The 23017-nt window shown below is 46.9% G+C and carries 14 protein-coding genes and 1 other annotated feature; of the genes, 12 read left to right on the top strand and 2 right to left on the bottom strand.

The annotated features are described in order from the left end of the window. The first annotated feature begins 16 nt into the window (after positions 1–16). The 5 genes from dhbC (at position 17) to BK126_RS01305 (ending at position 11341) form a co-directional block, all read left to right on the top strand. A complete protein-coding gene (dhbC, locus tag BK126_RS01325; protein WP_076310941.1) occupies positions 17–1279 on the top strand; it encodes an isochorismate synthase DhbC in 1263 nt (420 codons plus the stop codon). Then, positions 1279–2895 (top strand): (2,3-dihydroxybenzoyl)adenylate synthase, encoded by a 1617-nt coding sequence (locus BK126_RS01320; RefSeq protein WP_076310940.1) that lies wholly within the window; start codon positions 1279–1281, stop codon positions 2893–2895. Before dhbC ends, BK126_RS01320 begins: the two co-directional genes overlap by 1 nt. Positions 2896–2961: 66 nt before the next feature. Then, positions 2962–3915 carry an isochorismatase family protein gene (locus BK126_RS01315; RefSeq protein WP_076310939.1) on the top strand — a complete coding sequence of 318 codons (954 nt, stop codon included), beginning with the start codon at positions 2962–2964 and terminating at the stop codon, positions 3913–3915. A gap of 48 nt (positions 3916–3963) precedes the next feature. Continuing rightward, positions 3964–11130, top strand: coding sequence for an amino acid adenylation domain-containing protein (locus tag BK126_RS01310; protein ID WP_143757709.1), 7167 nt, complete (start codon positions 3964–3966; stop codon positions 11128–11130). Between the two features lie 16 nt (positions 11131–11146). Continuing rightward, on the top strand, positions 11147–11341 hold the full coding sequence (locus tag BK126_RS01305) for an MbtH family protein (RefSeq protein ID WP_076310937.1): 195 nt from the start codon (positions 11147–11149) through the stop codon (positions 11339–11341). Between the two features lie 228 nt (positions 11342–11569). Here BK126_RS01305 and BK126_RS01300 read toward each other — a convergent pair whose 3' ends face one another. Next, the gene (locus tag BK126_RS01300) at positions 11570–12472 is read right to left on the bottom strand and encodes an ArsR/SmtB family transcription factor (RefSeq protein WP_076310936.1); all 903 of its coding nucleotides are present in this window, start codon (positions 12470–12472) and stop codon (positions 11570–11572) included. Between the two features lie 174 nt (positions 12473–12646). Between BK126_RS01300 and BK126_RS01295 the strand changes: the two genes are divergently transcribed. The 4 genes from BK126_RS01295 (at position 12647) to BK126_RS01280 (ending at position 17978) form a co-directional block, all read left to right on the top strand. Continuing rightward, on the top strand, positions 12647–14404 hold the full coding sequence (locus BK126_RS01295) for a glycoside hydrolase family 2 protein (protein WP_256702669.1): 1758 nt from the start codon (positions 12647–12649) through the stop codon (positions 14402–14404). Between the two features lie 201 nt (positions 14405–14605). Then, positions 14606–15052, top strand: a complete 447-nt coding sequence (locus BK126_RS01290) for a MarR family winged helix-turn-helix transcriptional regulator (protein WP_076310934.1) — start codon at positions 14606–14608, stop codon at positions 15050–15052. 36 nt (positions 15053–15088) lie between these two features. Next, complete coding sequence (locus BK126_RS01285; RefSeq protein WP_076310933.1) at positions 15089–16279, top strand: MFS transporter; 1191 nt, start codon at positions 15089–15091, stop codon at positions 16277–16279. A gap of 130 nt (positions 16280–16409) precedes the next feature. Next, positions 16410–17978, top strand: a complete 1569-nt coding sequence (locus BK126_RS01280) for a YcdB/YcdC domain-containing protein (protein WP_076310932.1) — start codon at positions 16410–16412, stop codon at positions 17976–17978. 58 nt (positions 17979–18036) lie between these two features. Here the strand turns inward: BK126_RS01280 and BK126_RS01275 are convergent, their stop codons facing one another. After that, complete coding sequence (locus tag BK126_RS01275) at positions 18037–18792, bottom strand: DeoR/GlpR family DNA-binding transcription regulator (protein ID WP_076310931.1); 756 nt, start codon at positions 18790–18792, stop codon at positions 18037–18039. A gap of 362 nt (positions 18793–19154) precedes the next feature. On the opposite strand from BK126_RS01275, the gene BK126_RS01270 reads away from it, so the two are divergent. The 3 genes from BK126_RS01270 to BK126_RS01260 all read left to right on the top strand — a co-directional run bounded on the left by BK126_RS01270 (position 19155) and on the right by BK126_RS01260 (position 22948). After that, positions 19155–19931 carry a hypothetical protein gene (locus BK126_RS01270; RefSeq protein WP_076310930.1) on the top strand — a complete coding sequence of 259 codons (777 nt, stop codon included), beginning with the start codon at positions 19155–19157 and terminating at the stop codon, positions 19929–19931. A 107-nt stretch (positions 19932–20038) separates the two neighbouring features. Beyond that, positions 20039–20851, top strand: coding sequence for a class I SAM-dependent methyltransferase (locus BK126_RS01265; RefSeq protein WP_256702668.1), 813 nt, complete (start codon positions 20039–20041; stop codon positions 20849–20851). Positions 20852–20904: 53 nt separating this feature from the next. After that, positions 20905–21175 (top strand) — a binding site (T-box leader). A 90-nt stretch (positions 21176–21265) separates the two neighbouring features. Then, positions 21266–22948: a glutamine--tRNA ligase/YqeY domain fusion protein gene (locus BK126_RS01260; RefSeq protein WP_076310929.1), complete on the top strand. Its 1683-nt coding sequence runs from the start codon at positions 21266–21268 to the stop codon at positions 22946–22948. The last annotated feature ends 69 nt before the right edge of the window (positions 22949–23017 follow it).

The raw sequence follows: 23017 nt of genomic DNA, 5'->3' as shown, positions 1-23017 counted from the left end.
TAGGAGGCGGGGGTTAATGAGAACGGGTGTTAAAGAAGTCAGCCCTTCACAGCAGCTGTTAGAACAATATACACCGGGAGAGAGCTTCTTTTTTGCAACACATAACCACACTTTGTTAACAGAAGGCTGTGCTCTCCGGGTTCTGACGAATGGGGAAGTGAGGGATTGGAAAGAGCTGGCCGAACAAGCGACCGAAATTTTGCATATTCAAGAGCAATCAACCGGGAAGCCCTGCATTCTTGTCGGCGCAGTGCCATTTGACTGTAATGATCCTGTCCAGCTCTATATACCAAGTTCATTTAAGCAGGCAGAAGGCCTGACATTAACGTCTGAAACACCGCAGCACGAACTGAATATATCAGACTATACAGCAACGCCGGTTCCAGAGCCGGAGGTGTATCAGGAAGGGGTTGCCCGGCTGCTTGAACATATCCGACAAGGTCGTGTGAACAAGGCCGTACTTGCACGTTCCCTTCATTTGGTCTCTGATCAGCCAGTAGATGCTCGTATCTTGCTTCACCAGCTCGCTGCTCAGAATACAAGCGGGTATACGTTTGCTGTACCCATCGAGACTAAGCGGACGTCCCCAGCTAACGACGAGCACAAGGCATTGCGCCTAGAATCAGGCACGACGCTATTAGGCGCTAGCCCTGAGCTGCTCGTCTCGAAGAAGGGACTTGAAGTGATATCCAGTCCGCTTGCGGGTTCTATACCACGCAGTGATGATCCGGAAGAGGATCGGAAGCGGGCTGCCGGATTAATGGAGTCGGTTAAAGATCTGCATGAGCATGCTTTTGTGACAAGAGCTGTTGCAGAAGCACTCAGACCCTACTGTAAACACCTTGAAGTTCCAGACAAACCGTCACTTGTTGCAACCGAAACCATGTGGCATTTGGCTACAACGATTCGAGGAGAGCTTCTAAGCCCGGATACCTCCTCCTTGGAGCTGGCTTATGCTCTCCATCCGACTCCTGCCATATGCGGAACACCGACGGATGAAGCAAGAGAGCTCATTAAGGAGCTTGAAGGATTTGACCGGGGTTATTATTCCGGAACGGTGGGCTGGTGTAATGCAGATGGAGACGGGGAATGGGCGGTCACGATCCGCTGCGCTGAGGTTGGAAAAAGATATATCAGATTGTATGCCGGTGCTGGAATTGTAGAGGGTTCGAGGCCTGAGGATGAGCTGCGGGAGACTTCAGCCAAGATGGGAACATTTCTTAAGGCAATCGGCTTTAAGAACGAAACCGAGACGATGGTGAACAAGGAGGGAGTTTAATGCTGGATGGCTTCACAGCTTGGCCGCAGGAGGCAGCAGATAAATATCGTCAAGCGGGTTACTGGCAGGGAATTACGTTTGGAGAAATGCTGAAACAGAGAGCTGCGAAATATGGAGATCATCTTGCCGTTGTCAGCGGTTCAAAAAGATGGAGCTATCGCGAGCTGGATCAGAAGGCTGATCGAGTGGCTGCGGGGCTCATGAAGCTGGGGATTAAGAAGGAAGACCGTGTTGTACTCCAGCTGCCTAATATAGCTGAATTCGCACTGGTGATCTTTGCGCTTTTTCGAATGGGTGCACTGCCTGTGTTTGCTCTCCCATCTCATCGAAAGAGCGAGATCAAATATTTGGCCGAGTACTCTGAGGCTGTTGCTTACATTATTCCTGATAAATACAGCGGTTTTAACTACTGCAGCCTTGCAGAGGAGGTTGTTACCGAGCTGCCTTCATTGCAGCATGTCATCGTGGTCGGTGACCCTGGCTCATTTTTATCCTTTGAAGAGCTCGATCAGGAACCGCTGCCGCTGCCAGATGTTCGTTCGGGAGATGTGGCTTTTCTGCAGCTGAGCGGAGGAAGCACAGGGCTGCCGAAGCTGATTCCACGGACGCATGATGAATATATTTACAGCCTTCACGGAAGCGCAGAAATATGCGGCTTGAATGAATCCAGCGTATACATGGCTACACTTCCTGCTGCTCATAACTTTCCTCTGAGCTCTCCAGGAGTGCTGGGAACCTTATATGCGGGAGGTCGAGTGGTCATGTCACCGGGACCGAGCCCGGATGAGGCATTTCGGCTGATTGAGCAGGAACAGGTAACCATTACGGCTCTCGTTCCGCCGTTAGCCCTTGTATGGCTCGAAGCAGCCAAGACGCGTAAGGAGGATCTGTCTTCCCTTGAAGTATTGCAGGTGGGGGGAGCAAATTTTACGACAGAAGCTGCCATCAAGGTGAATGCGGCATTTGACTGTACGCTGCAGCAGGTGTTTGGGATGGCGGAAGGCCTTGTCAATTACACGAGACTTGATGATCCGGAAGAGCTTATTTTGTATACACAAGGCAAACCGATCTCTCCTGATGACGAAATTCGGATCGTAGACGAAGACGATGTACCGGTCGCACCGGGAGAAATCGGGCATTTGCTGACCCGCGGACCTTATACGATACAGGGTTACTACAAGGCGGATGAGCATAACAAGAAGGCCTTCACGAAGGATGGTTTCTACCGGACAGGCGATTTGGTTCGTCTGACGAAGGAAGGCTATCTCGTTGTCGAAGGAAGGGCCAAGGATCAGATCAATCGAGGCGGTGAAAAAGTAGCCGCAGAAGAGCTGGAGAACCACCTGCTGGCCCATGAAGGGGTATATGATGCGGCCGTTGTTTCCATGCCGGATGCTTTCTTGGGAGAGCGAACCTGTGCCTACATTATACCGAAGGATACCAAGCTGACCTTGCAGGACATACGCAGGTTTTTGCGTGATCGTGGAGTCGCAGATTACAAAATACCGGACCGCGTGGAGTGTGTCGAGTCTTTCCCGATGACTGCCGTGGGCAAAGTCAGTAAGAAGGCATTGAGAGAAAAAATTGCAGCAGAACTGAATCCATCTCATACATGAATAAGGTGAACTCGAAGCTATATAGTCAAAAAAATAACAACACGCACTTAGAAAGGATGAATCATCATGGCAATTCCGAAAATCCAAAGCTATTCTATGCCGGCAAATGCAGACCTTCCTGAAAATAAGGTAAACTGGCAGGTCGATCCCGCTAAAGCTGTGCTCTTAATTCATGATATGCAGCAATATTTTGTAGACGCATTTACGCCACAGGAGTCTCCTGTTACGGAACTTGTCGCAAATATTACAAGACTCAGAGAAGCAGCTCATCAGCTCGGAATCCCTGTTATATATTCGGCACAGCCAGGTGGTCAGACACTGGAACAGCGTGGACTGCTTCAGGATTTCTGGGGTTCGGGCATTGACGACGGTTCAGAGCAGAAGCGGATTATTGCTGAACTGGAGCCGTCAGATCAGGATACCGTGCTCACCAAGTGGCGCTATAGCGCGTTTCAGAAAACAAATTTGCTGGAGCAGTTTCGACAAATGGGCAGGGATCAAATGATGATTACTGGCATTTACGCTCATATCGGCTGTCTCTTGACTGCTGCGGAAGCCTACATGCAGGAGATCAAGCCATTCTATGTGGCAGATGCAGTGGCTGATTTCTCTGAGGATTATCACAAGCTGGGGCTCAAGTATGCTTCCGAGCGTTGTGCAATGGTGGTGTCAACCGAGCAGCTAGTGGATGAATTGCAGGGCATACAAGCTCAGAAGAGCACTGTATCGGATAACCAATGGTCATCGGAACAACTGCGTAATCAAATCGCGAATCTTATGGGGATTGATAAATCCGAACTAAGTGACCATGAAGATCTGACCCTGCTCGGGCTGGACTCCATCCGAATAATGACATTGGTTGAGGAATGGAGATCCTCTGGAATGGAGATTACTTTTGTTGATCTATTGGACAAGCCAACGATTGCGGAATGGTCGGAGATGCTTACTGAGCTGGCAAGAGCAGGCGAGCTTGCAGAAGTTAACAAATCTCTTCCCAATCTGGACTACATGCTGAAATAGGAGGGGATGGAGTTGACGGTTGGAACGAATTCAAGTAACAGGATTCCGATGACGGAAGCGCAAGCGGGGATATGGTATGCTCAGCAGCTTGATCCGGATAATCCGATTTATAATACGGCGGAATACATTGAAATTCAGGGACCTCTTGATGAGGTCAGGTTTGAGATGGCAGTTCGGCAGATGGTAGAGGAATCGGGTACGTTAACCGTGACCTTTGAAGAAGGAGAAGAAGGACCTTATCAGTTTATCCGTACGGATATGAAATGGGATCTAGAGATCATTGATGTCAGTCATCTTTCCAATCCTGAGCAGTCGGCACTGAATTGGATGCAGATGGACCTGAGGACGCCTGTAGACCTGAGAAGCGATCTTATCTTTGCCGAAGCACTGTTTAAGCTGGGTAAAGACCGCTATTATTGGTATCAACGTGTGCATCACATCGCAATTGATGGATTTGGCGTAACGCTGCTTCTAAGAAGAGCAGCCCAGATCTACGCTGCACTGGCTCAGAACGAACAGCCGATGCCGAGCAAATTCGGTTCAATATCTTCCATTCTTCAAATGGAGAATGCCTACAGGACTTCTGAGGAAAAAGCCGCTGACCGAAATTTTTGGCTGTCAAAGTACAAGGATGGGATTGAAATTCCTAGTCTAGCTCAGGAAGCAGCGGCATCGGGGCAAGCGGATTCTTTTTTTCGTGAAAGCTTGTATCTGACAGAATCCTGCTGCGACAGTCTTCAGCGAGCCTCCAAAAACAGTGGATCGGTATGGAGTGAAGTTATCGTTGCTGCCATCGCCGCCTATATGCACCGTCTGACGGGTTCACAGGACATCGTGTTTGGACTGCCCATGATGAACCGAACGGGTTCTGGAGCTCTGTCTGTTCCCAGTACAGTAATGAATGTGGTTCCGCTTCACTTGCAATTGCAGGAAGGTCATTCTTTCACAGCATTGATTCAGCAGACAGCTTCTCGTATGAGGGAAATACGAAAGCACCAAAGCTATCGGCATGAGGAGTTAAGGCGCGACTTGAAGCTTAATCTAAAAGCTCAGAACTTATATGGTCCAATCATTAATATTATGCCCTTTGAATCCACATTGAAATGGGGCGGGGGAACGACAGGCCTTGTTTACAATCTGGCTGCTGGACCTGTGGAGAATTTGACATTTAACATATACGGATCGGCGGATGGGAAAAAGCTGAGATTTGATATCGATGCTAACCCACAGCTGTATAGTAAGGAGGAAATTAATCAGCATCTGCTCAGGCTGAGCGCCTATATTGAAAGTCTGGCGAGCCATCGTCAGGATGACTATTTCCTGCATACAGAGGTCCTCCTTCCTGAGGAGAAAGAACTTGTAGTGTATCAATGGAACAGAACAAAGGACTCTGTGAAAGATGTGAAGCACGTTATAGCGTGGTTTGAAGAGCAGGCAGATAAAACACCTGATCATACAGCAATTACCTATAACAACGAATTAGTAACCTATCGTGAGTTAAGTATTCGAGTGAATCGACTCGCAAGGCTGCTGATCAAGAAGGGAGCAGGACCGGAAGAAAAAGTAGCCATCCTGCTGAACAGATCCGTGGATATGGTCGTATCCATGCTGGCGGTTCTCAAGTCCGGCGCTGCATACTTGCCTCTGGACCCTGAATTTCCGGATGAACGGCTGGAATACATGCTTCTCGATTCTAAACCACTCTTGTTGATCACTGAGCATGAAATGAAAGAAAGAGCCTTTATTCCGGAGCAGCTCTCCTTGCTTGTGGTGGATGATTCCTTGTTTGCTGCAGAGCTGTCTGCATCCTCAGGGAATCCATTCACAGCGCATGAGAAGGTAGTAGCTGAGTCCCTATCTTCCGAGCATCCGGCATATGTCATCTATACTTCCGGTTCAACGGGTAAACCAAAGGGTGTCGTTGTCACTCGAGGCGGAGTCAGTAATTTCCTCATCGCCATGCAGGAATTGCTCAAGGTGAACTCCTCTGATCGCCTGCTAGCGGTAACAACGGTATCGTTTGACATTGCGGTTCTCGAGCTGTTTCTTCCACTTCTACATGGGGCTGAAGTGATTATAGCTCCCAAAAGAACAGTCCAGGACCCTGAAGCATTCTCAAGACTCGCTTCTGTATCAGGTATGACAATGATGCAAGCAACACCAACATTATGGCAGTCTCTGGTGTTAAGCTGTCCGGATCAGATTACAGGTATCAAGGTACTGGTAGGAGGGGAAGCCCTGACAAAAGAGCTCTTCGAGCGCTTCAACGAGCTTAATTGTGAAGTCGTGAATCTATACGGACCGACAGAGACGACCATCTGGTCCTCTGCAGCGCTGCTTCATGAGCGGAGAGGACAGGCACCTGTCATAGGCAGTCCCATTAGAAATACACAAATGTATATTCTTGACTCGAGACTTGAGCCCGTTCCACCAGGAATTGCCGGTGATCTGTACATTGCAGGCGATGGCCTGGCTAGAGGCTATCTGAATCGCCCGGGACTCACTGCCGAACGATTTATCGCGAATCCATACGGAGAACCTGGATCAAGAATGTATCAAACCGGAGATCTCGCCCGATGGCAGTCAGACGGGACAATCGCTTATATTGGCCGAAGTGATCATCAGCTCAAAATCAGAGGCTATCGCATAGAGCTTGGAGAAATCGAATCCGTACTCATGAGTCATAATGCTGTACTCAAATCTGCTGTCGTTGTGAGAGGTGATGCCTCCGGTGAGCAGCGGCTGGTCGCTTATGTTGTAGCTGATGCAGGAGGACAGCTGAATTCTAGTGATCTACGTGCCTATGCTAGTGAGCAGCTGCCTGAATATATGGTGCCATCTGCTGTCGTCTTCATGGAGGAGCTTCCGTTAACGCCCAATGCGAAGCTGGATCGTAAAGCACTGCCTGCGCCTGATTTCTCTGCTGAAGCTGGTTCGAGACTTCCACGGACCCCGCAGGAGGGCATGCTGGCTGAACTCTTTGCAGAAATATTGAAGCTTCCGAGAGTGGGAATTGATGACAGCTTCTTCGATCTTGGCGGCCATTCCCTTCTAGCAGGACGGCTTCTGCTTCGAATTCGGGATGTGTTTGATAAGGATATTTCGATCGTACATTTGTTTGAAGCACCGACCGTAGCCAAGCTGGCCAAAAAGCTGACGACAGCTGAGAGATCGCGTCCGTCTATTCAGCTTGCGGAACGACCAGAGGTAATCCCGCTGTCTTTTGCTCAGAAACGCATCTGGTTTCAGCATTTGCTGGAAGGTCCCATGCCAACCTATAACATTCCGGCAGTGATAGAAATGACCGGTGAGCTGGATATAGCGGCACTAGAGCAGGCTTTTTATGATGTAACGAATCGGCATGAAGCGCTGCATACCTTATATCCTGAACATCACGGCAGTGCCAGACAGCTCGTTTTATCTGAGGGAGAGAGGAGACCTCGATTTGAGATCAGCCAGATTGATGAGATGGAGCTGTGCACGAGAATTGATGAGGCGGTCAAGTATTCGTTTCAGATTGAGGCAGAGGTGCCGGTCCGGGCAGAATTGTTCGTTCTGAATTCTAATCAATATGTGCTTGTCCTGCTCCTGCATCATATCGCATGTGACGGCTGGTCACTGAACCCCTTATTAAACGATCTGTCCGAGGCGTATCAATCAAGAACGACGGGACAAGCACCTGCGTTTGCGCCGCTGCCGCTTCAATATGCGGATTATGCCGCATGGCAGGAAGAGTGGTTTAACGGGCGCAAGCAGGAAGATGGCAATCCGCTGACAGAGCAGCTCGATTATTGGAAAGAACAGCTTGCAGGTCTGCCGGAGGAGCTGGAGCTGATTCGCAATCGTCCACGGGTATCCGATCACAGTAATGCAGCAGGAATCGTGAGGCTTGAGGTAGGAGCCGAGCTTCATGATCAGCTCTCTAAACTGGCCAAGGACACGAAGAGCAGCCTGTTCATGGTGCTTCATTCCGGACTTGCGGCTCTGCTTACTCGTCTCGGTGCAGGATATGATATTCCAATCGGAAGCCCAATTGCCGGTCGTAACGATGATCAGCTGACGAATATGATCGGTATGTTCATTAACAATCTGGTGCTTCGCTCGGACACTTCGGGGAATCCAACATTCAGAGAGCTCGTGGACAGAGTGCGCAGATCTGATCTGATGGCATTTGAGAATCAGGATATACCGTTTGAACAGCTCGTTGAACACTTGAATCCGAATCGGGTAAGCGGTAGACATCCACTATTCCAATTGATGTTTGCTTTCCAAAATACACCGGATCCAGTTCTTGACATTCCAAATCTCAGCACCAAGGTAGAGATTATGAATACCGGATCAGCCAAATTTGATCTAACGCTGGAGCTTCGTGAACACCGAACTAACGAAGGAGCTTCAAACGGAATTCACGGCTGGTTTGAATATAATAAAGCCTTGTATGACGAGGAAACGGTGGAATGCTTGGCGAGTTGGTATATAAAATTGCTTGAATCCGCAGCAGCAGATCCAGATCTGCCGATCGAGCGACTGTCTATGCTGGATGTATCCGAAAGACAGCTTATGCTTGAGCTGGGTACCCCGGCTGCTCCTGAAATTTCAAAAATGACCATCAAGGAATGGTTTGAGCAGCAGACGGCAAGATCAGGCAATAATACCGCGATTACTTATGAAGGGAAAAGTCTTACCTATGAAGAGCTGAACACACAGGCGAATCAGCTGGCACATTTGCTCATACATCAAGGTGTCGGACCCGAGAAGATTGTAGCTCTTGCTCTTCCTAGATCCTTATCCATGATTATTGGAATTCTGGCGGTTATTAAATCCGGAGGCGCCTATTTGCCACTAGATCCGGAATACCCGCAGGACCGGTTATCTTATATGATTGAAGACGCTGCACCTGTAAGCATCATCACTCATTCGGATGTGATGTCTCATATTCCCGGCTTGGATGGGATTCCACAGATTGTTATGGACGATGAATCTATTAAGGATTTGCTGGGTACGTTGTCCATCCATAACCCTGGGGAGGATGATATGCCCGTACCACTGAGACAAGCGAATACTGCTTATATTATTTATACATCAGGGTCCACAGGCAAACCGAAAGGGGTCATGATCCCTCATCAAAATGTTGTACGTTTATTCAAAGCGACGGATGAATCTTACTCCTTCAATGAAAGTGATGTATGGACATTGTTCCATTCCTATGCGTTTGATTTCTCCGTGTGGGAAATCTGGGGGGCTTTGCTGTATGGTGGACGGCTTGTCATTGTTCCTCATTCCGTAACGAGAACGCCTGCTGAATTCCATCAGCTGCTGATTGAGGAACAGGTTACGGTGCTGAATCAGACCCCATCTGCGTTCTATTCATTGATGCAGGCGGATCAAGAGCAGGGTGGTACAGCCGCGGATTTGAATTTGCGATATGTGATCTTTGGTGGAGAGGCACTGGAGCTGGGTCGTCTCAAATCATGGTATAGCCGGTACCCTGAACAAGCCCCACTACTCGTGAATATGTATGGCATTACGGAAACGACCGTACACGTGACATTTAATCCTCTGAGTCAGGAAGCAGCCGAGACGAGAGCGCAGAGCAGCTTAATTGGTGAACCGATATCCGACCTGAAGCTGTATGTGCTTGATGATTATCTCCAGCCTGTTCCTTGGGGAATTACAGGGGAAATGTATGTAGCAGGGTCCGGTCTTGCCAGAGGTTATTTGGGGAGACCGGGATTAACAGCAGAACGATTCATCGCTGATCCATATGGTAAGCCTGGAGAAGTTATGTACCGGACCGGAGACCTTGCTCGCTGGACTATGGATGGGAATCTGGATTACATTGGCCGTGCCGACCATCAGGTGAAGATACGCGGCTTCCGAATTGAGCTTGGCGAGATCGAAACCGTAATTGCTGAGCATTCTTCTGCGCTGCAGACCGCTGTTGTGGTCCGAGAGGATCAAATCGGTGACAAACGCTTGGTTGCCTATATCGTAGCTAGTAATGAAGAGATGCCGGATACGATGGAGCTGAGACGTTCGCTTGGAGCTGTATTACCGGAATATATGATTCCGAGCGCTTTTGTCATCCTGGATCGGCTGCCGCTCACAGCAAATGGCAAGCTTGATAAAAAGGCACTGCCTGCACCGGATTACGGTCATCTGGTGGGAACCCGTGGACCGCGGAATCCACAGGAAGAGCTATTATGTGAGCTGTTTGCCGAGGTGTTAGGCTTATCCAGAGTAGGCATAGATGATGGCTTCTTCGATCTCGGAGGACATTCCCTCCTCGCAGTTAAGCTGATGAGTCGAATTCATGATGCACTTGGGATTCAGCTTGGAATCGGCAATCTGTTCGAGGCACCAACGGTAGCGAAGCTGAGCGACAGAATGGAAGCGGGAGATTCACTTAGTGCGCTAAATGTTCTGCTGCCGCTCAGAAAGAGTGGTGGGGAATCTGCTCTGTTCTGTGTTCACCCTGCCGGTGGACTCAGCTGGTGTTACGCAGGACTCATGAAGACACTTCCTTCAAGTGTGCCGATCTATGGATTGCAGGCCAGAGGTATTGGGAGGAAGGAGCTGCTGCCTGGATCCATTGAGGAGATGGCAGCAGATTATATCGAGCATATCCGCGAGGTACAGCCAAGCGGCCCATATCGTCTGCTCGGCTGGTCACTCGGAGGAAACGTTGCTCATGCGATTGCGGTCCAGTTAGAAGCTCAAGGTGAAAAGGTTGATATACTGATTATGCTGGACGCGTATCCGGGACATTTCTTGCCGCTCGGAACAGGTCCAAGCGAGGAAGAAGCCTTAATTGCGTTACTGGCTCTAGGTGGATATGATCCGGACGATGTGACGAATGATAAGCTTACCCCCGAGCTTGCATTTAAAATTCTTCAAAGGGATGGAAGCGCACTTGCCAGTCTATCGGAGGAGACGCTGGTCAACCTGAAAGATACGTATGTCAATTCTGTGCGTATACTCGGATCCTACGTTCCTGTCCGTTACAATGGGGATCTTCTGTTCTTTAAATCAACGATCATCCCAGATTGGTTCAATCCGATTGCTCCTGAGACCTGGGAGCCTTATATCGGCGGAGCAATGGAACAATACGATCTGAATTGCAGACATAAGGACATGTGCCAGGCGGGACCACTGGAAGAAATCGGGCGTATTATCGCAGAGCGATTAGCGCACAGGAATAGAGTATATGTCTAATGAGGAGGAAAGAATCATGGCAAATCCTTTTGACAATGAAAATGGCAGCTTTGTTGTGCTGATCAACGATGAGGAGCAGTACTCCATGTGGCCGGAAACGATCGATGTGCCGCCAGGGTGGACGATCGTGTATGGTACAGATAATAAGCTGGCATGCCAGAATTATATCGAAGTACATTGGACAGATATGCGTCCCAAGAGCCTCCGATAAACGGAGCTAAAAGTGTGAGATAGTAGAATGAATAGAAAGATAAGATAATAGATAGAAACGAAGTGGAGAGACCAATCAGAAAGAGAAAACGAAAGACACTGCAATAGAACTTAATGACAAAACAAGATTTCTGCGTAAAACAAGATATAAACCATCTTAAATTATAAGCAACATCGAAAAAGCAGCAGGGCTTTATGATGAACAATCATAGGCTCTGCTGCTTATTTGTCACTCATATAAGACATGAATATCAATATCCTGATTGTAATTGCCAAATCCGGATCCGAACAAACTGATTCCGCCGGGGTGCTCGGAGCTCGATTTGCACTCGATCCGAAGACGGATGTCATCTCCTTTTCTAACATTTAGCTGCTTTGCAGTCCGATCAGACAGCCGAATCCCATCCAGGAAGGTTCCTTCTGCTCGGAGCATCAAGGTTTTTAACAAGCCGTGTTGTGTTCCGAGCGTCCACCATCCAGGAGTGAATACACCAGGCGCATGACCGTAGTCTCCAGGACAAGTCCAAGTGCCAAGCTCGGTATCGTTAATATAAAAAGTAATATCTGATGGCCAGTCTTCATTATATCCAGGGGCTTCCGAACAAATCTCAAGTGTGATACTGAGACTCTTGATCACTTGATCTCCTACTAAATAATTGGGAATGGAATATTCAACATAACCGCTGCCAAACCATAAATGCTTCGCTTTTACATGTTCAGGATCGGCAAAATAGCGCGGATCGTCCATCATACCTATAAGGCCGCTCTCGGAGGCCAGCCCACAGGTTGGGTTGACTTGATAGCGAGTATATTGGCCTATAGGAATACTGACCGAGTAACCGCTGCGATCTGTACTAACCGGTGAGGTGAACTGCAGGGTGACTGAGTCCTGGATAAGCCGGCATATCTTCTGCCTGCCACGTGCTCCGGACAAGCTTTCGGTACCCACAATTCCGGCCTCTTCAAGCTTCTGAATATGCTTGGTGATCATCGCTGACGATAGCGACAGCTCAGCGGCCATATCTTTAATATTTCTAGGCTTTTCATTCAGTATTTCAATTATCTTAACTCTGGTCTCAGAAGCAAACGCTTCAAGAAAATGAAAATGCTCTGAAGTTACACGAATATTCATTTGTCGTTTATCCTTTACATCGATATCGTTTTGTATGAGATTATATAACTTAAAAGTTAATCATTCAACTTATTGTTGACGTTTTCATACATTAGGTGCATAATTTTGCATGTATAAAGTTTCCTTCAGATTATTTAAATTAATTTTTAAATTAACAAAATGGAGGCAGAGACCATGTCAGAAGTTTATAGAAATGATTATCCAAGACCTCAGTTCGTACGTAAGGAATGGCTCAATCTTAATGGAGAATGGGAGTTTGAATTTGATGATCACGGGAAGGGTGACCAGGATCAGTGGTGGCAGAGGCAGGAAGAGTACTCCAAGCGGATTCAGGTTCCATTTGCTTATCAGAGCAAGCTGAGCGGAATAGCTGAGCCCGATTTTCATGATCTAGTATGGTATCGCAGGTCATTTCAGGTGCCTGAAAAGTATAAAGGGAAACGCATCATTTTGCATTTCGGCGCTGTGGATTATGAGGCTTCTGTCTGGGTTAACGGAAATTTGGCGATGACACACTCCGGAGGACATACACCGTTTAGCGCAGATATTACACCTTTTATACAAGATGGGAAGAATGAAGTGGTCGTTCGTGCACAGGATTACAGCACAGATGTAACGCTTCCGCGTGGGAAACAGTATTGGCTGCAGGATTCAGCGAGCATTTTTTATACACGTACCACCGGCATTTGGCAGACGGTTTGGCTGGAGCCAGTAGCTTCTTCTTACATTGCCAAAGTACGTATGACCCCGGATATTGATCGGAAGCAGATTGAGATCAAAGCGTTTATCGAAGGTTATGAGACGAAGACACGGCAATACCTCAAGACTCGTATCGAATTCAAAGGCAAGCTGATTGCAGAGGATCAGTGCCTTGTCACTGCAGCCAGTGAAACCAGATCCATACAGCTTCATGACTTTAATGATCATGGATTAGGCGGATGGTGGACACCGGAGAATCCGAATTTGTACGATGTGACCTTCGAGCTGCTTCAGGATGGAAGCGTATTAGATCAGGTGGAGAGCTACTTCGGAATGAGGAAGATTTCAATAGAGAACGGACAGCTGTGTCTGAACAACAGGCCGTACTTTCAACGATTGGTTCTGGACCAAGGCTACTTTCCTGATGGAAATCTTACGCCTCCAAGCGATGCTGCGATTAAACAGGATGTTGAATTAACCAAAGCCATGGGCTTCAACGGCGCACGGAAGCATCAGAAGCTGGAAGATCCAAGATACCTATACTGGTGCGACAAGCTTGGACTTCTCGTCTATAGTGAAGCGGCGAATGCTTATGAATTCTCAGAGCAATACGTAGAGCGATTTACGAAGGAATGGCAGGAATCGATCGAGAGAGACTATAATCACCCTTCAATCATTGGCTGGGTTCCTTTGAATGAGAGCTGGGGGGTCCCGAATATATGGGTAGATAAGCAGCAGCAATATCATGCGCTGGCGATGTATTATCTGACCAAATCTCTGGATCCGACGAGACCGGTCGTCTCCAATGACGGCTGGGAAATGACGAAGACGGATCTGTTTAATATTCATGATTACGAATGGCGTAAAGAAGTATTGGAAGAGCGTTATCGGACCATCGATCATGTACTGGCTTCAAGACCTTCTAATCGGGAGCTGGCGGTAACGGGATTCCCTTATGAAGGACAGCCCGTTCTAGTCAGTGAATTTGGAGGCATTGCATATAAGAAAAGTGAGTGGGAGGGCTGGGGATACTCTGGTGCAGAAAATGATGATGATTATGCGGCCCGCCTTCAGGCTGTCATTGATCCGCTGCATCGTTCAAGTGTAGTGCAGGGCTTCTGTTATACACAGCTTACGGATGTGGAGCAAGAGATCAATGGACTACTTACCTATGATCGGGTACCTAAGCTGCCTCTGGAGACGATTAAAGCTATTGTGCTGGGAAAAGCGTAGCAAGTGTGATAACCGGATGATCCATCGTGATCATCCGGTTTATAGTACGATAACATCAATATTCATTGACAAGCTTCTAAAGTGTCTCTATATTGGTTTAGTACAGTTTAGTTAACTGAACTAAACTGTAGCGGTGACGTTAATTTTTAATCATAAGAGGAAGTTAGCCAAATCCTCCGCAAAGGGGCTGATATTAAATACATGAACGATTATATCCAGGTGGTTACACGGATGAATCAGGTGCTCGATGAGTTTAATGTTTTAATTACAAAAGAAGTGAAGGATTTAGATGATTATCACCTGACTTCTCAGCAGGAAGTCATTCTCATTTACATATCCAAGCATGAGCGAATTACAACGAGCGAAATCTCGCATGCTTTTGATATTACCAAAAGTGCCGTCAGTCAGGTGCTGACCAAGCTCGAGCAGGAAGAGATGATACTGAAGAGGGTGAACCCGGATAACCGAAGAGAATCCTTTATCGTGCTTGCGGAGAGAGGAGAATCCTTTATTGCCAAGCTGGCTGATATTGACCGGGTGATGATTGACAAATATTACTCAAAGATTGATCTGCCCAAACTGATTCAAATGACAGAAACGATGGAAGAGATCAATAGGATTATTAAGAAGAGCAAACTAGAGATGTAATCTACAGATGAAATATAGACGGAGGACTTAAGACACATGTCACTGATGTTAAGAAACAGGGGAGCGATTCTCCTGTTAATGCTTAATATATTTATCGTTTTCACAGGAATAGGACTCGTCGTTCCGGTCATGCCGACCTTCATGAAGGAGCTATCCATGACCGGAAGCATTGTTGGGCTGCTCGTAGCCGCCTTTTCAATGACCCAGTTCTTGTTCTCGCCGCTAGCAGGCAGGATGTCCGATGCACTTGGACGCAAGAAAATTATTATTATTGGGATGATCATTTTTGCCATATCTGAGCTTATGTTTGGAATGTCGAATACGGCATTATTTCTCTTTCTCGCCAGATTTCTGGGAGGTATTGGGGCTGCATTGATTATGCCTGCTGTCATGGCCTACACGGCGGATGTTACTTCTGGTGAAGAGCGGGCCAAGGGAATGGGATATATTAATGCGGCCATAACAACCGGATTTATTATCGGCCCAGGGATTGGTGGATTTCTGGCCGAATATGGCGTCCGGGTTCCTTTCTATGCAGCAGCTGCAGCAGGTGTGGTGGCAGCGGTCATTACGCTGCTGGTTCTGCCAGAATCTAAGCTCAGCACGGAGAGCGAGGAGGAAGTGGTGAAGCTCCCGAGTCAAAGCCTGTTCACTCAACTGCGCTATTCTTATCGTGAGCCCTACTTCCTGGCACTCATTATTGTGTTCGTTGCTTCGTTTGGACTTGCCAATTATGAAACGGTATTCAGCTTGTTCGTCGATGAGAAGTTTGGATTTACGACACGGGATATTGCCATTATTATTACATTTGGCTCAATAGCTGGTGCAGTGGTGCAGGTCACGATCTTTAGCTGGATTCTAAATAAATTCGGAGAGAAGAACGTGGTAGCCGTCTGTTTGTTTGCTGCCGGACTGTTCATTATCTTGACGCTGTTCGTGCACAACTACTGGCTCATCCTCGTCGTTACTTTTATCGTATTTTTATCCATGGATATATTGAGACCGACGCTGAGTACCCAGATGTCCAAGATGGCAATGGAGCAGCAGGGCTATATTGCTGGACTTAACTCGGCATTTACGAGTATGGGTAACGTACTCGGACCAGCGATCGCCGGATTCCTATTTGATATCAATATTAACTTTCCGTATATATCAGCAAGCCTTATTTTATTCCTGTGCTTTATCCTTGCACTTCGGGCAAGACGAGATGTAAGGATTAGAGGCTGATGCGCGGTTGATGCGAGTCCTGGTGTAGAACGGGTGTAGAGCTATGCAGAACAGATCGTTCCGATTCATGTCGGGACGGTCTGTTTTTTTTCATGATTTTTTGTACAATCGAATAAAGGGGGAATGATAAGTGGACTACGATCATATGCGCAGGCTTGCTGAGAAGTATGCTGAGCCACCAGCGCATTACGCATTGGTCATGGAAGATAGTTTACCGAAGGAGAATCCGCTGCAACGCGTATTTGTGTGGGAGAATCCTGACAATGCAGAGGAAACCATTGAGATCGATTTGGATCTTCACAGCAAGGAACTCTTGAGACTGCAAATTTACAGAGAAGCAGAACTCTCTTCGATAAGCTCACCTTCTGATAGAAGTATAAGGGATAGGGCGCACGAGATGTTGGAGCAGTACTTACAAGAACCGGATCGTTATATGTTTAACGAAATGAAGTATATTGAGGATAAAGTGAAGGTGGATTATCGACTGCAGATCGGAGGTCTTCCACTTCCTCATACGGGCTGCGAGTTCATTTTTACCAGAGACTTGGAATTATTCAGATTTAGATTTGAAGGTCATAAGCCTAATTCCGGATCACTCCCTCAATGGCCGCATGAGGTGATCGAACCCGACATGATTAGAGCAAACCTGTTGAGCACAGTTGACATGGAGCTAAGAATCCAACATTTTTATTCCACGCTATATGATTACCAAGGTTCAGTCTCCGCATTTAGACTTGTATACACCACGGTTCCTGAACGACAAATCATCTGTGCAATTACGGGTGAGGATCTATTCGATAAAGATCATTTCAGATTGCCTAGAAGTGAGCCTATGGTACAAGCAGGTGATGAATCCTTCGCTGAACTGAAACTTCAATTCGAGACTGTGTCTGATTCAATAGATTCCGTGCTGAAGAAGTGGGAGGAACGTTTAGGGATAGATTTCTCCATTTTTGAGCGGGAAGAAATGAAGGAAGAAGCAGGAGAGATCCGCTGTTTATATACATTAAGGAACCAGAATAAGGACATGGATCAATACGGTAATCAAGTATCAAACCCGCTTCAGGCAGAAGTCTACGTTAAACGAAAATGGGGAAATATATTCGACCGGATGCTTTATTCGTGCAAGCTTGCAATCGATAAAAATACAAGCCGTCTTCTATCATTTCATGCAACTGAACAGGAAGGGGATACGGAGACAGCGCAGGAGACGCTTAGCAGGTCAGCTTGCAGGGAGATCGCCGAGCGGTTTCTCGCAGACGTTTTTCCAGAGTATGGGGCTTTTTTGCAAAGAGAAATGGATAGCGGCCTGGAGAATGAGGAGCCGAGAAAAAAGCAATTTTTCTTCTACCCTTTATTTATGTCTGGTATTCCGGTTGCTTACGAGCAAGTTATGGTCGTTGTGAATACAAGCAATGGACGAATTAGCAGCTACCGGGGGTTAAGTCCACATTTGATAACGGAGTTAATGTCCTTGGAGCATCAACCGAAGCTTACGGCAGAGGCAGCGTATCAAAGATATAGCCAGAAGATGGATGTACAGCTGAAATGGTTCTTACATACGGCGTCTACGGGAGAGAAGGAATACAAGCTTGTATATGAACCTGTGGTGAGGTATAAGAGCGAGGCAGGGCTACTGCATTCACGTTCTGTATATATAGATGCGAACTCAGGTGAATGGATCTATAGAAAAGAATAAGATAAAAAGGTCCGCCAGTGCCGGAATTATGGTTCATAGGTACTGGCGGATTGACGTTCTAATATACAAGCTCAATCTCCTGATCCTGCAGAAGCTGAATCCATTCCGGAGCAGGCTCTTGGTCAGTGATGAGCATGTCAATATTTGAGAAGCTGGCTAATTGGACAAAGGCGGTCTTATCAAATTTGGTGTGATCCGCGAGCAAAATCACTTTAGCTGCCTGCTGAAGCATTGTTCGCTTAAGTTCACTTTCCGGCTCATTGGAGTCCATGATTCCTTTATTCAGCGAGAGAGCTTTGCAGCTCAAGATAAGCTTGTCCACGTGATATTTGCGGACAGTGTCCTGTGCAACCGTGCCTGTCAAAGACATCGAGGATGCACGCAGGGTACCCCCGGTTGAAATCATCTGGTGTCCTGTGCTTGCCAGCTCATGCATAGAGAGAGCCGAATTTGTGATAATAGTCAAATTGCTTCGGTGCTTAAGCAGTTTCGTGAGCTCCATGGAGCTGGAGCTGGGGTCCATCATTAATGTTTCTCCGTCGTGTATATAATTCAACGCCTTACGAGCGATTGCTTGCTTGATCTCCAGATTGGCCCGCTGCCGAGTCACAAAAGGCAGGTCCTCATTCGTATGTTTATTAATAATGGCTCCGCCATATGTACGGGTCAAAATTCCTTCCTTCTCCAGCTTCTCCAGATCACGTCGTATGGTTTCTTCTGTTACATTAAACTTCTGGCTGAGCTCTGACACCAGCACACGTTTATCATTCTGTGCAATGTCCATAATGTATTGACGTCTTTCTGCTGCAAGCATATGGACTCCTTTCCCCATGCTGTAATGCATGGTCCCTGACTGGTTACTAGAATTCATTATAAGACAATAAGCTCTTGAAAGTACATAAATGGTCTCTAAATATATGTTGCAGACCTCGGATGCTTCGTATATAATCAATGACAACTTAAATTTGTCATGTTGAAGGAGATTGAAATTTATGAGGTTATCTCACTTACAACAATATTATCATTTTAATCTGCGTTAGCACACCTGATACGTCATTAACAGGTGGGCTAACGCATTTCGCGTTCGGCCCCCCTGCGGCATAGATGAAACGCGCAGGACCAATGGGGTCCGGCGCGTTTTTTATTTTTGCCAAATGAAGGGAGACGGTGAAACACATGCAATCGATGAAATGGAATGAATTAACCAATCAAAGCAATGAACGACAAACGTCTATAGAAGAGGAAATGGAAAAATTAGGATTCATGGAGCATTCCTGCTCACTCACTATATCGAAACAAGCGGGATATGAAGCAGAAGCACAGCTGCTTGTTGCTGCTCTCAATTTGTTTGATCACTTAGGTATACCTGTTCAGCTGGAGTGGAATACGGGGTGGCTTCGTAGAGCGGAACTCTCAGCTGAAGAAGCTGAAATAATCTTCGAGAAAACAGGAATCGCGCATCTTCTTGTAACGGATTCAGAGATAGAGTTACAGAGCAGAGATGAAGAAATAGTAATCTACACTCTCTTTAACGATCAAGGTGAGAGCTTGCTTGCCCGGTCTGTGTATGTTTCGAACGCTTCGGATTCCAGGGTGAAATTAAACATTGACCTTAAGGCTATAGAGAAATTGACAGCGGAGCTGGAATTGACGAATCGAGCAGAACAGGCAGAGTTGATCTCAGTGATTGCTGCTCCTCAGTGGAGTGAAGCTGCGTCCAGAGCGGCGGCTGAGCTTGAGGAGGCGGGTATCGCTGCCAGAACCATATACCCGAACGAGATCATGAATGAGCTCACGCTGAGATACGCAATTCGAATCGAATCGGTCCAATCGAATGAAGCAGAGACAGAGACAGGGCTTATGCCAATTACGCTAATCGACCACGCACAGCGTACGGAGACCAGATTGGTGCTGGACCAGTGCATCCATGTGCTGACTCAGCTGTTGTTGTAGAGCCTAGTGGAGTACATTTGAAATCACCATCAAAAAACGTTATTCTAATGTCAGTATTTTGCAATTCATTCCAATATCCAAAATGGGTTAAAAAGAGGAAGCTGAATATGGACATGAAGAAGAGCTTAAGTAATCATACGCATTCACCGAATTTGGAAGAGTATAATGATCCAACAATGTATGACATGGAGAATGACGAATTTGATGGTGATTTTGCATTTATTGAGAAATGGGCATCTTTAATGGGAGGCACTCTTATTGATCTAGCCTGTGGTACAGGACGTACGGCTAATCCTCTCGCTGAGAAAGGCTATTCCGTTATTGGTGTAGACTTACACGAAGGGATGCTGGAGAGAGCCAAGCTGAAGGCAGAGGAAGAGCACACGGACATCCGTTTCGAACTACAGAATTGTGAAGAGCTGGAATTGGATATGAAGAGCTCCATGATTTATATGGTGGGTAACGCCTTCCAGCATTTTCTGACGAATGAAGCGCAGGATAAGCTACTGCGGTCTGTAGCTGCTCATTTGAAGTCAGGCGGTGTATTCATATTCAACACCCGGTTTCCGAGTGCGGAAGAGCTGCTGCAGGCTGCTGAGGAAGAGTACTGGAGAACCTATGTAACGGATGACGGAAAACAAGTGGATGTATATACGACTAGTCATTATGATGCACTGACTCAAGTACAGAATTATATTATTGTTCGGAAAATGAAACAGGATGACCTGACGATTGAGAACGAGCTTAGAACGACGATCCAGCTGCGGTACACGTACCCGATGGAAATGGAGCGGCTGCTCGCCCGACACGGATTCCGAGTGATTGAGCTCTACGGGGACTGGGAAGAGAACCCGCCTGTGGACAGCAAACCGGAACTCATCTATGTATGTCAGAAAGAAAAGGAATTAGACATGAATTGATCTGGTTTACATTCGGTATTCTAAGTGATACTATTATAAAAATTAATGGATGAATAAACGCGATGAAGAGAAGAGTAAATGAACAGAATTCCTCATCAGAGAGCTCCGGAAGCTGAGAAGGAGCAGGAAGTCTGTCATTGAAACAAGCCTCTGAGCAGCACATCGGAACCTAGGATTTAAGGCGATGGTGTGACAGGAGCTCCTGTTATAGAGCTAGAGTATAAGTATAATGCCAAGGCATTATGCCGTACTTGAAGAGGTGGATACAGTGATGTATTCATGAAGCAGGGGTGGCAGCACGGTTGATCAAATCTCGTCCCCAAGACAGATGTCTTGGAGTCGGGATTTTTTTGTTTTTTATTCACCTTTTGATGAAGTTATGAAATGGACGCAATCCACAGGAGGTAGTGAACAATGAAAGAAGCAGAACACAAGAGGGAAGCTGCAAGTGATTTTTTAACCAGTCTGATTCAGCAAGATGTGGAGGAAGGGCTCTATAACAGAACAATTAACACGCGGTTTCCTCCAGAGCCAAATGGTTATCTGCATATCGGAAGTGCGTATGCAATTCATGTCAATTCGTCGATTGCGAAGCATTTTGACGGTGTATTTAATCTCCGTTTTGACGATACGAACCCGCTCAAGGAAGATTTGAAATATGTTCAAGCGATTGAGGAGGATCTCCGCTGGCTTGGACTGACGCCAAAGGTTTATTTTGGCTCGGATTATTCTGATTGCATCTATGAGGCAGCGGTTACCTTGATCCGTAGAGGAAAGGCATACGTATGTGATCTGAGTCCAGAACAACTGACAGAATACAGAGGCACGCTTAGAGAGCCAGGCAAGAATAGTCCATATCGGGAGCGTTCAGTAGAAGAAAACATATATTTGTTTGAGCAAATGAGGAAGGGGGAATTTGAGAGCGGAGCCAAGGTGCTTCGTGCGAAGATAGAGATGTCCTCGCCCAATATCACCTTAAGAGATCCGGTATTGTATCGGATTATTCATGCTCCACATTACCGTACAGGGACACAGTGGTGTATTTACCCGACGTATGATTTTGCCCATCCGATACAAGATGCAATCGAAGGGATTACCCATTCGCTGTGCTCGGCAGAGTTCAAGGAGCATCGCCCGTTGTATGAGTGGGTGCTGCAGGAGCTGGAAATACCGGAGCCTCCTAAGCAAAGAGAGTTTGGACGATTGAATCTTACGGGTCAAGTGACGAGCAAACGGTATTTAAGAGAACTGGTGGAAGGCGGATTCGTTGATGGCTGGGATGATCCAAGGCTTCCAACTCTGATGGCTTATCGCAGGAGGGGGGTGTCTCCTGAGAGTATTTTTCAGTTTATGACCGAGGTGGGCATGCTGCGTCAGAACAGCACCGTAGAATCGGCGATGCTGGATCATTTCATTCGTCAGGATTTGAAGGGCAAAGCGATCAATGTCATGGCTGTACTAGATCCACTCAAAGTGGTTATCACGAATTATCCTGAAGGTGAGGTAGAGATGCTTCCCATCAAAAACAATGAAACAAATGAGCATTTCGGAGAGCGGGAGGTTCCTTTTTCCCGAGAGCTATATATTGAGAGAGAAGATTTTATGCAGCACCCAGCGAAAGGATATTTTAGATTATCTCCCGGACAAGAGGTACGGTTAAAAGGGGCATATTATATCCGATGCGAATCTGTCATAAACGATCCGGTTACCGGGGAAATTGTGGAGCTTCACTGTACGTACGACCCTGAAACCAAGAGCGGAACTGGATACAATGGACGAAAAGTGAAATCGACCATTCACTGGGTCTCCGCAACACATGCGGAGAAAGCAGAAGTCCGATTATATGACCATTTGCTTAAAGAGGACGCGGTTATTGCGGAATCGGATAATCATTGGGAAGATCTGGTTAATCCCCATTCCATGACAGTGATGAATGCATGGATTGAACCGATGATCACATCGGCACTTCAAGACGCGACATATCAATTTATACGGCATGGTTATTTCAGTGCAGATCCCAAATCTCCTGAATCAGCAGGCCTCGTCTTCAATCGGACCGTTTCCTTGAAGGATGGTTGGAAGAAACATCACGACTGACATCAGTTTGGTGAATACGCTGTTATATAAGATCCATAATAAAGATAAAGTCCTTCCCAGCATTCAGCT

Source organism: Paenibacillus sp. FSL H7-0326, assembly GCF_001955535.1.
GTDB lineage: Bacteria > Bacillota > Bacilli > Paenibacillales > Paenibacillaceae > Paenibacillus > Paenibacillus shunpengii.
Note: the sequence above shows the minus strand (reverse complement) of the source record. Positions and strands in the feature narration are given on the sequence as shown.